The following is a 13,834-nucleotide window of genomic DNA, read 5'->3' as shown; positions in this document are numbered from 1 at the left end:
GGCCGCAGAAGCGGCCTGAACACCGCAACCGCTAAGCGTCAACCAAAGCGGGGGCAGTCCCGACAACGGCATTCTGTTGTTCGAGGAGTTCTGTGCGTTCATTCACACCCCACAACGCACAGTGCGCGACTGGAAGCAACGCTGCATCGGTCCGCGGTGGTGGAAGTTCAACGGCAATGGACGGCTCTACACAACCGTAGGAGAGCTCCGCCGCTTCCTCACCCCGATTGGCGCCGGCAGCGACCGGTGAGTAGGCACCTCCCCACAAGGTGCCCTAAGCAGCCCGCGCTGGGGAACGTTCCTTGGCGCAGCTTCCGGGATTCGCAGGTCGATGTCGGCGGCCCTGGACGTGAGCGCGCGTGGCCAGATGGTCAGTTGCGTTCGGTCACCCGGTCGGGTGTGCGTTCGTACGGGTGGCGTCGGCGCAACCGTCCGCTCGGAGGGTCGCCCCGACGTCGATCAGTTCCTGCAGCATCATTCGCCCGGTCCGGAGCCGGTTGTCAGTCGGGCCTGTCGGCACCGCGGTCGCCCAATCCGACGCCGAACCAGTCAACTGGGCTTGCCTCCCGGTGCCACGCTGAGCAACCGCCCACTGTGCACGTATTGCGCACAGCACGATCATCACGGACCGTCAGCAGTCGTCACCGATCGGAACGTTTCCGCAGGTCAGGAGCACATCGACGTCACTAGACGTCTGCTTGCGTCAAGCGTGCAGGGGTTCCCCTGGTACTACTGACCGTCGCCGGCCCATCCGTCACCCGGTCCAGACCGACCGGGTGACGGCGGTCACACCGGAACCTGAAAGGCTCCTGAGAGCGGGCGTCGCGTCGTCCCATGGACGTATGACCCCCCGAGCCCCCCGGGTGGCCGCCCTCGCGGTCGCCGGCATCGTCGCGTTCTCCATGCTCTCCGCCTGCAGCGCGGAGGTCTCCGCCGGTTCGTCGAAGACGGTCGAGCAGTCCGAGGTCGAGGCCCAGGTCGCCGCCGCGATCGAGGAGCGTCTCGGCGTCAGCCCCGAGGTCTCCTGCCCCGGCGACCTCGACGCCGAGGTCGGCGCCACCGCCACCTGCACCGCCTCCACCGAGGAGTCCGAGGGCGCCTTCACCGTCACGATCACCGAGCTCACCGACGAGGGCACCGCGAAGTTCCGCATCGAGGACGCCGTCGAGGGTGGATCCGCGGACGGCGGCGAGGACGGTGTCGAGGAGAGCGCCGACGAGGTCGCGATCCTGCCCGAGGCCGAGCTCGAGGAGCTCGCCCGCCTCCAGCTCGAGTCCGACACAGGCGAGCCGCAGGACGCCGTCGACTGCCCCGGCGACCTGCCGATCACGATGCCCTCGGAGATCGACTGCGTCGTCACCTACCAGGGCTACGACTACGACGCCCTGGTGGCCATCACCGACATCACCGCCGAGGGCGACCCGCTCCTGACGGTGATCGTCGACGGCTGATCGTCGAGGTCTGATCGTCGACGGCTGATCGGCGAGGTCTGATCGGCGCCCGTCTCGTGGCCCGGTCGGGTCGCGGCCACGAGACCTTCGTCTCGAATTCAGTCGAACGGGTGAGCCGCCCGGCGTCCGGATGGTTCGATTTACCGGTGCGTAACGTTCTCTCCGCCGCGGTTCTCGTGGCTTCTGTGGCCCTGATGTCCGGATGCAGTGGTTCGGTCTCCGTCGGTTCGGACTCCATCGACAAGGACGACCTCGCCAGCAAGGTCTCCTCGCTGATCGCCGACCAGACCGGCACCACGCCCGATTCGGTGACCTGCCCCGACGACCTGAAGGCGGAGGAGGGCGAGAAGACCCGCTGCACCGCGACGAGCGGCGAGGACTCCGGCGACGTCGAGGTCGAGGTCACCTCGGTCAAGGACGGCACCGCCTCCTTCAGCATCACGCCGGTCTACACCGTCAGCAAGGAGGAGGCCGCCCAGCAGGTCTCCGACCAGCTGACCGAGCAGACCGGCCAGACGCCCGACGACGTCACCTGCCCCGAGGACCTCGAGGCGAAGGTCGGCGAGAGCGAGACCTGCGTCATCACCGCGGGCTCCGACACCGTCGACGTCGACGTCACCGTCTCCTCGGTCGACGACGCCGGCAACGCCACGCTCGACATCCAGGTCGCCGACAGCGTCAACTGACGTGACGTGTCGGGCGGTGCTCGCGCCGCCCGCCACGGCGGAGGCTAGGGTCCGGTGTCGATGAGCCCGAAGATCGTCGTCCTGACGGGAGCCGGCATCTCCGCCGAGAGCGGGGTGCCGACCTTCCGCGACGCCGACGGCCTGTGGGAGGGGCACCGGGTCGAGGACGTCGCGACGCCGGAGGCCTACGACCTCCAGCCGATCACCGTCCACCGCTTCTACGACGCCCGTCGGGCCGCGCTGGCCGCGGTGGAGCCGAACCCGGCCCACCGCGCGCTGGCGCGGCTCGAGGACGCACTGGGCGACGACCTCACGCTGGTCACCCAGAACATCGACGACCTGCACGAGCGCGGCGGCTCCCGGCGCGTCGTCCACATGCACGGCGAGCTGCTCGCCGCCTGGTGCCGCGCGTGTTCGGCGCGGGTGCGCTGGACCGGCGAGCTGGCCGACCTGCCGCCCTGCCCGGCGTGCGGGGTCACCGAGCTGCGCCCGGACGTCGTGTGGTTCGGCGAGGTGCCCTACCACATGGACCGCATCGCGATGGCGCTCGCCGAGGCCGACCTGTTCGTCTCCATCGGCACCTCCGGTGCGGTCTATCCGGCGGCCGGCTTCGTCCAGCAGGCCGCCCGCTACGGCGCCCGGACCCTCGAACTCAACCTCGAACCGAGCGAGGGCACGATGTGGTTCCGCGAGGCCCGCCACGGTCGGGCCGGCGACCTCGTGCCCGCCTGGGTCGACGAGGTGCTCGCCCAGCTCGGCTGAGGACGGCCAACGCGGGCCTGAGGTGGGCGCACTGGTCAGGGAAAACTCCCGCTTGGCACAGCAAGCATGGCCTGACAAGCAGGAGTTTCCCCGGCTGACCGGGGAAACTGGCGCCCGGCCACCGGCCCAGACCGGTACGCGAAGGCGTTGACGCGTACCACCCCGCTGCCTACGTTGCCCGTGGGAGAGAGCTACTCGCGGGGGGCGGGATGGCAGAGGGATGGGGCGCGTTCGTCGCGCGCCGGGCACGGATCGTGCTCGCGGCCGGGCTGCTGGCCACGCTGCTGGCGGGCGGGGTGGCGCTCGGGGTCTTCGGCGCGCTCGCGCAGGGCGGGTTCGGCGACGCCGGCAGCGAGAGCGCGCGCGCTGCCGCTGCCGAGCGGGCGCTCTTCGGCAACCGCGCGGCCGACGTCGTCGTGATCGTCTCCGACGACGAGCTGCACGCCGACGATCCTGCCTTCCGCGGCGCCGTCCAGCGGATGCTCGACGCCCTGCCGGACGACGCCGTCACCGCGGTCGTCCCGTACTGGGCCGACCCGGCGCTGGTGAGCGCCGACGGCCACCACGCCCAGGTGGTGATCTCGCTCGCGGGTACGGACGACGCCGCCCAGCAGGCGGCGTATGGTCGGCTCGCCGACGACCTGACGGCTCCCGGCCTGGCCACCGCCGTCACCGGGCCGTTCGCGGTCTTCGCCGACGTCACCGAGCGGGCGCGTGCCGATCTCGAACGCGCCGAGCTCGTCACCGTGCCCCTGCTGATCGTGCTGGCGCTCGTGGTGTTCCGCAGCGCGGTCGCGGCGCTCATGCCCCTGCTGGTCGCGGGCGTCTCGATGGCCGGCGCGCTCGCGGTGCTCCGCCTGCTGGCCGAGGTGACCCAGGTGTCGGTGTTCGCGGCCAACCTGATCTCCCTGCTCGGCATCGGGCTGGCCGTCGACTACGCCCTCTTCGTCGTCAGCCGGTTCCGGGAGGAACGCGCGCGCACCGACGACGTCGCGGTCGCCATCACGCTCACCCTGGCCACCGCGGGTCGCACGGTGCTCTTCTCCGGGCTCACGGTCGCAGCGGCGCTGGCGAGCCTCGTGGTCTTTCCCCAGAGCTTCCTGCGCTCGATGGGCTACGGCGGTGTCGCCGCGGTGCTCGTCGCCGTGGCCGCCGCGCTGACGGTGCTGCCCGCCGCGCTCGTGCTGCTCGGTCCGCGCATCGACGCCGGCCGGCTGCCCGGCCGGCTCGGCCGACCGGTCGACCCGGAGTCGGAGGGACGCCGGTGGGAGGCGCTCGCGGTGCGCGTCATGCGCCGTCCGGTGCTGGTGGTGGCCGGGACGACGCTCACGCTGCTCGTCATCGCCGCGCCCTTCCTCGGGGTGCGCTGGGGCGCGCTGGACTACCGGGTGCTGCCCGCCGACGAACCGTCGCACGCCGCGGCGGCCCTGCTGACGCGCGAGTTCGGTCCGGAGACCTCCGCGGCGTCGGTCGTCGTGCGTGGCGAGGAGGCCTCGACCGACCTGCCCGCCTACGTCGCACGGCTGCGCGCGGTGCCGGGGGTCGCGCGGGTCGACACCCTCGCTGCCCGGTCGATGCCGGATGGATCATCCGCCCTGCTGCGGGTCACCTGGGCCGGCAACGCCCAGACCGGGGCCTCCCAGGACCTCCTCCGACGGTTGCGGGCGGTCGATCCACCCTCGGGGACGGCGCTCGTCGGCGGGGCGACCGCCACGACCGTCGACCTCATCGCCTCGGTGGGAGCCCATCTGCCGGTGATGGGCCTGATCGTGCTGGTCGAGATGCTGGTGCTGCTGTTCTGGGCCTTCGGGTCGGTGGTGCTCCCGTTGAAGGCCGTGGCCATGAACCTCGTCTCGATCACGGCGTCCTTCGGCGTGGTCACCTGGGTCTTCTCCGACGGCCACGGTGCGGGCCTGCTGGGTTTCACCCCGGTCGACTTCCTCGATGCCACGAACCCGATCCTGATGCTGGCGATCCTCTTCGGGCTCTCGATGGACTACGAGGTCTTCCTGCTCTCCCGGGTGCGCGAGGAGTGGGACCGCACCGGTGACAACCGGGCCGCGGTGGCGGCGGGGGTGCGGCGCACGGGCCGCATCATCACCAGTGCCGCCCTGCTGCTCGCCGTGGTGATCGGCGCCTTCTCCACCGGCGGCATCGTGTTCATGAAGATGCTCGGGGTCGGCATGCTGGTGGCCCTGGTCATCGATGCCACCGTCGTGCGGGCCCTGCTGGTGCCGGCGACGATGGCCCTGCTGGGCCGGTGGAACTGGTGGGCGCCCGCGCCGATGGTGCGGTGGTGGGCGCGCCACGGGATGCGCGAGGTCAGACCTGCGGCGGCACCGGGCGCAGGCCCGCCCGCAGCACCGCCTCCAGCCGCTCCCGCTCGTCCTCGAGACCCAGCACCGGCAGGAAGTTCATCAGCGCCGCCACGAACATCTCCCCGCTCTCGATGATGCGCGGGTCGAGGTGGCCGACCACCTCGAGGGCGACGACGCCGTAGAGCCGGGTCCAGCCCTGCATGTAGATCCACAGCAGGCCGCGGTCGTCGTCGGCCAGCCCCTCGACCTTGGCGGGGATGAGCGGGTCGAGCACCGACTCGCGCACCGAGGGCGGCAGCTCCTCCAGGCGCGGGATCGGGAAGCGCCGCTCCTCCCAGATCGCGCGCATGAGGTCGGTGAAGTGCATGGCCGAGGTGGTGACGGTGATGAGATCGCGGCGCGCGCAGGAGGAGTCGGCGATCGGGTTGGCGAACGCGAGGCTGAACTCGCGCGGCTCGCGCAGCGCCCACTGGCGGAAGGCGGTCGAGGAGGCGCACAGGCGGGCCGCGTGGTCGTCGGCGGGATAGGCGTCGGCCGCGGCGATGAACTCCTCGGTGGCCGCCTTGTCGATCTCGAAGGCGACGAGGTCGACGAGCTCCTGGTAACTGGCCACGTAGCGGTAGAGCGCGGGCGCGGTCATGCCCATGCGGGCGGCGACGGCGCGCAGCGAGAGCTCGGCGCCCTCGGCCAGCAGGGCCCGGGAGCTGGCCACGATCTCGGTGAACGTGGCCTCGCGCTGGCGCTCGCGGCGTCCGGCCGCCGGCGAGGGCGCGGTGGGCTCGGGCGAGGCCTCGGGTGCGGCGGGAGGACGACGGGTGGCGGCGGGCACGGGGCTCCGATCGGAGGACGACGACTGCTTGACGAGCATAGTTTACGCCGTTTACGGTTTACACCATTCACTTTCCTGACAGGGTTTCACAGGAGTCGTCATGATCGATCGCTGGAGCGGCGTCCTCAGCCGCCGTCCGCGCGCCGTCCTGGCCGCGGGCCTGCTGCTCACCGTGCTCGCCGCCGTCTTCGGCAGCGGCGTCTTCGCCTCGCTCTCCCAGGGCGGCTTCGACGACCCGGCCAGCGAGAGCGGCCGCGAGCTGGCCGCCGAGCGTGCCGCGTTCGGCAACCGCGGCGTCGACGTCGTGGCGGTCTACTCCGATGCCGAGCTCACCGCCGACCAGCCCGCGTTCCGGGCCGCGGTCGAGGACGTCGTCGACGCCCTGCCCGCCGGCACCACCACCGCGGTCGTGCCCTACTGGGCCGACCCCTCCCTGGTCAGCGCCGACGGCCACCACGCCCAGGTGCTCATCTCGCTGGCCGGCGTCAGCCAGGACGACTTCCTCCGCTCCTACGACGACCTGCGCCCGACCCTGGACGCCGAGGGACTCACCACCCAGGTCGCCGGCTCCTTCGCCGTCTACCACGACGTCAACGAGCGCACGAGCGAGGACCTCGAGCGCGCCGAGCTGATCACCCTGCCGATCGTCATCCTGCTCGCCCTGCTCATCTTCCGCAGCGTCGTCGCCGCCCTGCTGCCCGCCCTCGTCGGCGCGGTCGCGATGGTCGGTGCGCTGGCGGTGGTGCGGCTCATCACCGGCGTCACCGAGGTCTCGATCTTCTCGGTCAACGTCATCTCGCTGCTCGGCATCGGCCTGGCGATCGACTACGCGCTCTTCATCGTCAGCCGCTTCCGCGAGGAGCTGCACGCGCTGCCCGACCTCGACTCCGCCGAGGCGTCCGCGATCGCGATCCGCCGCACGATGGCCACCGCCGGACGCACCGTGCTCTTCTCGGCGCTCACCGTCGCCGCGGCGATGTCGAGCCTGCTGATCTTCCCCCAGAACTTCCTGCGCTCGATGGGCTACGGCGGCATGGCGGCGGTCGTGGTCGCGATGGTGGCCGCGCTCACCGTGCTGCCCGCCGTGCTGCGCCTGCTCGGGCGCCGGGTCGACGCGGGTCGCATCGGCCGTCGCCGTCCGACCGACCCTGCCGCCGAGGGAGAGCGCTGGGAGCGGCTGGCCCGCGGGGTGATGCGTCGTCCGGTGATCGTCATCGTCGGCACCGTCGCCGCGCTGCTCGTCGTGGCGAGCCCGTTCCTCGGCGTCCGGTGGGGCAGCGTCGACTACCGCGTGCTGCCCGACGACGAGCCCTCCCACCAGGCCGCGGCCACGATCGTGCGCGAGTTCGGCCCGGAGACCTCCACGGCCAACGTGCTGCTGCGCGGCGTCGGCCCCGCCGAGGTCGAGCGGTTCGAGGCCGGTGCCCGCGCGGTCGACGGCGTCGTCGACATCACGCCGGTGGCCCAGGACGCCGACGCGACGCTCCTGCGGGTCACCTGGGAGGGCAACAGCCAGAGCGAGGAATCCCAGGCGATCGTGCAGCAGCTGCGCGCCCTCGACCCCGACACCGGCTCGATGCTCGTCGGCGGTCTGAGCGCCGACACCGTCGACCTCATCGCCTCCGTGGGTGCCCACCTGCCCTGGATGGGCGTCATCGTGGTGGCGGTCATGCTGGTGCTGCTCTTCCTCGCCTTCGGCTCGGTGGTGCTGCCGCTCAAGGCCGTGGTGATGAACCTGGTCTCGATCACGGCGTCCTTCGGCGTGGTCACCTGGGTGTTCTCCGACGGCCACGGCGCGGGCCTGCTCGACTTCACCCCGCAGGGCTTCCTGGACGCCACCAACCCGATCCTGATGCTGGCGATCCTCTTCGGGCTCTCGATGGACTACGAGGTCTTCCTGCTCTCCCGGGTGCGCGAGGAGTGGGACCGCACCGGCGACAACACCCGGGCCGTGGCCTCGGGCGTGCGCCACACGGGCCGCATCATCACCAGCGCCGCGCTGCTGCTCGGTGTCGTGATCGGCGCCTTCGCCACCAGCGGCATCGTGTTCATGAAGATGCTCGGGGTCGGCATGCTCGTCGCGCTGATCATCGACGCCACCGTCGTCCGTGCCCTGCTGGTGCCCGCGACGATGGCGCTGCTCGGGCGGTGGAACTGGTGGGCGCCAGCGCCGATGGCGCGCTGGTGGGAGCGCTACGGCTTCCGCGAGGGCGGGCCGGCGCCCGACCCGGCATCGGACGTGGCGTCCGACCCGGCGACCGACGTGGTGGAGACCACCTCGGCGAACCCGTTCCCCTCGACGGTTACCGGCCGGTAGCATCCTCGCCATGAAGCGCGAGATCTACGACGAGGACCACGAGGCCTTCCGCGCCAGCGTGCGGGAGTTCCTGGAGCGTTCGGTGATCCCGAACGTCGAGCAGTACGCCGAGAACAAGGCCATCCCGCGGGAGTTCTGGCTCGAGGCCGGCAAGCAGGGCTTCCTGGGTCTGGAGATCCCCGAGGAGTACGGCGGCGCGGGTGCCGGCGACTACCGCTTCAACGCCGTCATGGCCGAGGAGCTCTCCAAGGTCAACGCCGCCCTGGGGTCCTGCTGGGGCATCCATGCCGACATCACCGCGCCCTACCTGGTCGAGCTCGGCACCGAGGAGCAGAAGCACCGCTGGCTCCCCGGCGTCGCCTCCGGCGAGATCCTGCTGGCGATCGGCATGACCGAACCCTCCGGCGGCTCCGACCTCGCCGCGCTCAAGACCACCGCGGTCAAGGACGGCGACGACTGGGTCATCAACGGCTCGAAGACCTTCATCACCAACGGCTACTCCGCCGATCTCGTCATCACCGCGGTGCGCACCAGCCCGGAGAAGAAGGCGCGCGGCATCACGCTGTTCGCCATCCCGGCCGACGCCCCCGGCTTCAGCCGCGGCCGCAAGCTCGACAAGGTCGGCCAGGACGAGTCCGACACCGCCGAGCTGTTCTTCGAGAACATCCGCCTCAGCGACGAGCACATCGTCGGCGAGCTGGACGGCGGCTTCATCCACATGATGCAGAAGCTCCCGCAGGAGCGGCTGGGCTGCGCGCTGTCCAACCTCGCGCACGCCAAGCAGATCCTCGACGAGACCCTCCAGTACACCAAGGAGCGGCAGGCCTTCGGCGTCCCGATCGGCACCTTCCAGCACTCGAAGTTCCTGCTGGCCGAGCTCTACACCCAGGCCGAGGTCACCCAGGCCTATCTCGACCAGTGCGTCGTCGCCCACGACAAGGGCGAGCTGACGCCGGTCGACGCCGCCAAGGCGAAGTGGTGGAGCAGCCAGGTCCAGAACGAGATCCTCGACCACTGCGTGCAGTTGCACGGTGGCTACGGCTTCATGAACGAGTACCGCGTGGCCCGCGCCTGGCGCGATGCCCGCGTCTCGAAGATCTGGGCCGGCTCGAACGAGATCATGAAGGAGCTCATCGGCCGCGACCTCGGCCTCTGACGCCGAGCGCACCTGCTCCTCGACGCCCCCGCGGGTCATCCGCGGGGGCGTCGTCACGTCTGCCGCGCCCGCCCCTGGGGTAGCGTCGCGGTCGTCCGGCCCGGGCCGCACCCGCAGGTCGCCGGACAGCGACAGGAGCACCCCATGACCGCCTCCCCAGCGCGCTCGGGCGCGGTCGGCCCGACCGCTTCGTCGGCGGCGCCCGCCGACCAGCGGTGGGCCTACCCCCTGGTGATGACCCTGCTGGCCGTGGCGCTCGGTGTCTCCGGGGCGCCCGCGCCGCTCTACGGCGTCTACGAGCGCGAGTGGGATCTCGCACCGCTGACGACCACGGTCGTCTTCGCCGTCTACGCCGTGGCGGCTCTGGGCGCCGTGCTCGTGGCGGGCCAGGTCTCCGACGTCGTCGGCCGCCGGCCGCTGCTCATCGGCGCGGCCGTCGCGATGATCGTCGGCCTGGTGGTCTTCATGACCGCCCAGGGCGTGGCGTCACTCCTCCTCGCCCGTGCGATCCACGGTGCGGCCGTCGGCACCACCGTGGTGGCCGGCAGCGCCGCACTGCTCGACCTGCGTCCGCACGACGGCACCCGCTCCGGTCACCTCACCGGCATCGTGTTCAACCTCGGCATGGCCGTGACCATCCTCGGGGCGAGCGTGCTGGCGCAGTACGGCCCGCATCCGACCGTCACCCCCTACGCGGTGGTGGCGGTCGTCGTCGTGGTGCTGCTCCTCGGCGTCCTCGCGATGGCCGAGCCGCACGCAGCCCGCCCGGCCCGCGGCACGGTTCGCGTGCGGCTGACCCGTCCCGCGGTCCCGGCCGAGATCGCCGCGGACTTCCGGTTCGCCGTCCTCGGCGTGGTGGCGGCCTGGTCGGTGCTCGGCGTCTACCTCTCGCTCTTCCCCTCCTTCGCCGGCGAGCGCACCGGCATCCGCAGCCTCGTCTTCGGCGGTGCGGTGGTGGCGGCCATGGCCGGCGCGGCGGCGCTCTCGCAGGCCGTCGGCGGGCGCTGGACGCCGCGGCGCGCGGCCATCGCCGGAGACGTCGGCACCGCGGTCGCCCTCGGTCTCAGCGTGGCCGCGCTCGACAGCCGCGAGCCGGCGCTCGTGCTCGGCGCGGGCGTGCTGATGGGGTTGTGCTTCGGCCTCGGGTTCGGCGGCTCGCTGCGCCATCTCGGCGCCGTCGTCCCCGCCGGCCACCGCGGCGAGGTCATGTCGGCCTACTACCTGCTGGCCTACACCGGGCTGGCGGTGCCGACCGTCCTCGCAGGTGCCGCGGCCACGACCTGGGGCCTCGCGGCCACCTTCCCGTGGTTCTCCCTCGCGGTCGGTCTCATGTGCCTGACGGCGGGACTGCTCGGCCTCCGCGCCCGCGACGCCGTCCCCGCCGTGCCGGTGATCCCGGAGGGGTGAGCGACCCGGCCGGGGAACACCCGGGCCGCTGACCGGGTTGAGCCGGATCGTGACCACGACCGGACCCGCGACCTCGGTGAGCAGATCCTCGGTCGGCCTGCGCAGCGAGCGCGGCCCGGTGCTGCTCGGCGTCATGCTCGGCACCGCGCTGGTGGCGATCGACTCGACCATCCTCGCCACCGCCGTCCCCTCGATCGTCGCCGACGTCGGCGGGTTCACCCAGTTCCCGTGGCTGTTCTCGGTCTACCTGCTGGCCCAGGCGGTCTCGACGCCGGTGTACTCCAAGCTCGCCGACCAGTACGGCCGCAAGCCGCTCATGCTGCTCGGAGTCGGCCTGTTCGTGCTCGGCTCGCTGCTGTGCGGATTCGCCTGGGGGATGGGCTCGCTCATCGTCTTCCGGGCGGTGCAGGGCCTCGGTGCCGGCGCCGTCCAGCCCATCGGCATGACGATCATCGGCGACATCTACAGCGTCGAGGAGCGCGCCAAGGTGCAGGGCTACATCGCCAGCGTCTGGGCGATCTCCTCGGTGGTCGGGCCCACCCTCGGCGGCGTGTTCTCCGACTACCTCTCCTGGCGCTGGATCTTCTTCGTCAACCTGCCGCTCGGCGGACTGGCCGCCTGGGCGCTGTGGCGCAACTTCAGCGAGCAGGTCGAGCGGCGGCCCCACCGCATCGACTACGCGGGCTCGCTCCTGCTCAGCCTCGGCGGCATCACCCTGCTGCTCGGTCTGCTCGAGGGCGGCGTCCGGTGGGCGTGGGACTCCCCGGCGAGCATCTCCCTCTTCGCGGTGGCGATCGCGAGCCTGCTCGTCTTCGTCGCCGTCGAGCGCCGCGCCGCCGAGCCCGTGCTGCCGCTGTGGGTGTTCGGGCACCGGGTGCTCGCCTCGGCGATGCTCGGCTCGGTCGTCGTCGGCGTCCTCATGCTCGGGCTGTCGTCCTACGTGCCGCTCTACGCGCAGAGCGTGCTCGGCCACGGGGCGCTCGTCTCGGGTCTCGCGGTGGCCGCGCTGACGCTGGGCTGGCCGATCGCGGCCTCGAACGCCGGCCGGCTCTACCTCTCCATCGGTTTCCGCGCCACGATGGCGATCGGCGCCGTCGTCGGCATCGCCGGCACCTCCCTGCTGCTGCTCATCGGCCCCGACAGCCCGCTGTGGCTGGTCGCCCTGCCGTGCTTCGTGATGGGCCTCGGCTTCGGTCTGGTGGTGAGTCCGTCGGTCATCGCCGCGCAGTCGGCGGTCGACTGGTCGAACCGGGCGGTCGCCACCGGCACCACGATGTTCGCCCGCTCGGTGGGCAGCGCCGTCGGGGTCGCAGTGTTCGGGGCGCTGGCCAACGGCGAGGTGAAGGAGCGTCTCGGCCACAGCGCGCCGTCCCTGGAGGACCTCTCGGTGGGGGTGCTCGACCCCGCCATCCACACCGTCTTCGCGGCCTCGGCCGCGGTCGCCGTCCTGCTGATCGGCGCCGCCGCGCTGATGCGTCCGCCCGCGAAGGTCGACGGTTGAGCCCAGCCTCACCTTCGTTGTCGTGATCCCGACGAACCGGAACGATGGAACCATGACCGATCTGAGCCCTGCGCAGCTGGACGACGTCAGCCCCGAGGACGTCGGCCCGCACGACGACGAACCGCATCAGAGCGGACTGAACAACCGCCTCAACTGGCTGCGTGCCGGCGTGCTCGGCGCCAACGACGGCATCGTCTCCACCGCCGGCCTGGTGATGGGTGTCGCGGGTGCGACCACCGACCGCACCGCCATCCTGGTCGCCGGCGTCGCCGGCCTGGTCGCCGGTGCGTTGAGCATGGGCGCCGGCGAGTACGTCTCGGTGAGCACCCAGAGCGACTCCGAGCAGGCGCTGCTGGACAAGGAGCGCCGCGAGCTCGTCGAGGAGCCCCAGGAGGAGCTCGAGGAGCTCGCCGGGCTCTACGTCGAGAAGGGACTCACCCCCGAGCTGGCCCTCGAGGTGGCCCGACAGTTGACGGCCCACGACGCGCTCGCCGCGCACGCCGAGACCGAGCTGGGCATCGACCCCGACGACATCACCAACCCCTGGAACGCCGCCCTCGCCTCGACGGTGAGCTTCACCCTCGGCGCCCTGCTGCCGCTGCTGACGATCACGCTCTTCGCCGCGGGCGTGCGGGTGCCGGTGACGGTCGTGGCCGTCGGGTTCGCGCTCGCCCTGACCGGCTGGGCCTCGGCCCGCTTCGGCTACGGCCCCGCCAAGGCCGCGGTGGTGCGCAACGTGCTCGGCGGCCTGTTCGCGATGGGGGTCACCTACCTGATCGGAGCGCTGCTCGGCGCCCAGGTCTGACCCGCGCCGATGCCCCGGATCTTCACCGCGCTGGTGCCGCCGGACGAGGCGATCGCCGACCTCGACGCCTTCCTCGACCCGCGCCGTGACGCAGTCGCCGAGCTGCGCTGGAGCCCGATCGGCCAGGTGCACCTGACGCTCGCGTTCGTCGCCGACATCGAGGACTGGCGTCTCGACGACCTGCTCGAGGGCACCGCCTCGGCCGCCGCCCGGCGTCGGCTCGGCTCGGTCGCGATCGCCGGCGGCGGCGCGTTCCCCGACGTCGACCGCGCGAAGGTGCTCTGGGCCGGTCTCGACCTCGACCCGGCGTCGGCCGACGAGCTCGACCTGCTCGCCGCGGGCTGTCGTACCGCCGCGGCCCGCGCCGGGGCCGCGCCCGACGGGGCCCGGTTCCGGCCCCATCTCACCGTGGCCCGCAGCGGCCGGCCCCGCGGCGTCCTGGCCCTCGTGCGGGTGCTCGACGCCTACCGGGGGCCCGCGTGGACGCCGGCCGACGTCGTCGTCCTCGCCTCCCACCTGGGCGAGGGTCCGCGAGGTGGGGCACGCCACGAGGAGCTGGCGCGGTTCCCGCTCGGAGGCGCCGGGCGGGTCTAGTGTCGCGA

Annotated in this window: 10 protein-coding genes and 1 pseudogene; 10 read left to right on the top strand and 1 reads right to left on the bottom strand. The window is 72.1% G+C overall.

Going from position 1 to position 13,834, the window contains the following annotated elements; all coding sequences use genetic code 11:
- The first annotated feature begins 842 nt into the window (after positions 1 to 842).
- The 4 genes from ABD671_RS17005 (at position 843) to ABD671_RS16990 (ending at position 5,352) form a co-directional block, all read left to right on the top strand.
- On the top strand, positions 843 to 1,451 hold the full coding sequence (locus ABD671_RS17005) for a DUF4333 domain-containing protein (RefSeq protein WP_344734629.1): 609 nt from the start codon (positions 843 to 845) through the stop codon (positions 1,449 to 1,451).
- A gap of 194 nt (positions 1,452 to 1,645) precedes the next feature.
- On the top strand, positions 1,646 to 2,137 hold the full coding sequence (locus tag ABD671_RS17000; protein ID WP_344734628.1) for a DUF4333 domain-containing protein: 492 nt from the start codon (positions 1,646 to 1,648) through the stop codon (positions 2,135 to 2,137).
- Positions 2,138 to 2,197: 60 nt separating this feature from the next.
- Positions 2,198 to 2,899: an NAD-dependent deacylase gene (locus ABD671_RS16995; protein ID WP_344734627.1), complete on the top strand. Its 702-nt coding sequence runs from the start codon at positions 2,198 to 2,200 to the stop codon at positions 2,897 to 2,899.
- Between the two features lie 209 nt (positions 2,900 to 3,108).
- Positions 3,109 to 5,352, top strand: a complete 2,244-nt coding sequence (locus ABD671_RS16990; RefSeq protein ID WP_344734626.1) for an MMPL family transporter — start codon at positions 3,109 to 3,111, stop codon at positions 5,350 to 5,352.
- 28 nt (positions 5,353 to 5,380) lie between these two features.
- On the opposite strand, the pseudogene ABD671_RS16985 reads toward ABD671_RS16990, so the two are convergent.
- Positions 5,381 to 5,857 (bottom strand): annotated as a pseudogene (locus tag ABD671_RS16985) (hypothetical protein); the annotation flags it as partial.
- 289 nt (positions 5,858 to 6,146) lie between these two features.
- Here ABD671_RS16985 and ABD671_RS16980 point away from each other — a divergent pair.
- The 6 genes from ABD671_RS16980 to thpR all read left to right on the top strand — a co-directional run bounded on the left by ABD671_RS16980 (position 6,147) and on the right by thpR (position 13,826).
- Positions 6,147 to 8,363, top strand: coding sequence for an MMPL family transporter (locus ABD671_RS16980; RefSeq protein WP_344734625.1), 2,217 nt, complete (start codon positions 6,147 to 6,149; stop codon positions 8,361 to 8,363).
- Between the two features lie 10 nt (positions 8,364 to 8,373).
- Positions 8,374 to 9,519, top strand: coding sequence for an acyl-CoA dehydrogenase family protein (locus tag ABD671_RS16975; protein ID WP_344734624.1), 1,146 nt, complete (start codon positions 8,374 to 8,376; stop codon positions 9,517 to 9,519).
- A gap of 144 nt (positions 9,520 to 9,663) precedes the next feature.
- Positions 9,664 to 10,926 (top strand): MFS transporter, encoded by a 1,263-nt coding sequence (locus ABD671_RS16970; RefSeq protein WP_344734623.1) that lies wholly within the window; start codon positions 9,664 to 9,666, stop codon positions 10,924 to 10,926.
- Positions 10,927 to 10,975: 49 nt separating this feature from the next.
- Positions 10,976 to 12,427 carry an MDR family MFS transporter gene (locus ABD671_RS16965; protein ID WP_344734622.1) on the top strand — a complete coding sequence of 484 codons (1,452 nt, stop codon included), beginning with the start codon at positions 10,976 to 10,978 and terminating at the stop codon, positions 12,425 to 12,427.
- A gap of 52 nt (positions 12,428 to 12,479) precedes the next feature.
- The gene (locus tag ABD671_RS16960) at positions 12,480 to 13,232 is read left to right on the top strand and encodes a VIT1/CCC1 transporter family protein (RefSeq protein ID WP_344734621.1); all 753 of its coding nucleotides are present in this window, start codon (positions 12,480 to 12,482) and stop codon (positions 13,230 to 13,232) included.
- Positions 13,233 to 13,241: 9 nt separating this feature from the next.
- Positions 13,242 to 13,826 (top strand): RNA 2',3'-cyclic phosphodiesterase, encoded by a 585-nt coding sequence (gene thpR / locus ABD671_RS16955; RefSeq protein ID WP_344734620.1) that lies wholly within the window; start codon positions 13,242 to 13,244, stop codon positions 13,824 to 13,826.
- Positions 13,827 to 13,834: the final 8 nt, after the last annotated feature.

This window comes from Nocardioides fonticola (assembly GCF_039536805.1).
GTDB classification, from domain to species: Bacteria; Actinomycetota; Actinomycetes; order Propionibacteriales; family Nocardioidaceae; genus Nocardioides; species Nocardioides fonticola.
Note: the sequence above shows the minus strand (reverse complement) of the source record. Positions and strands in the feature narration are given on the sequence as shown.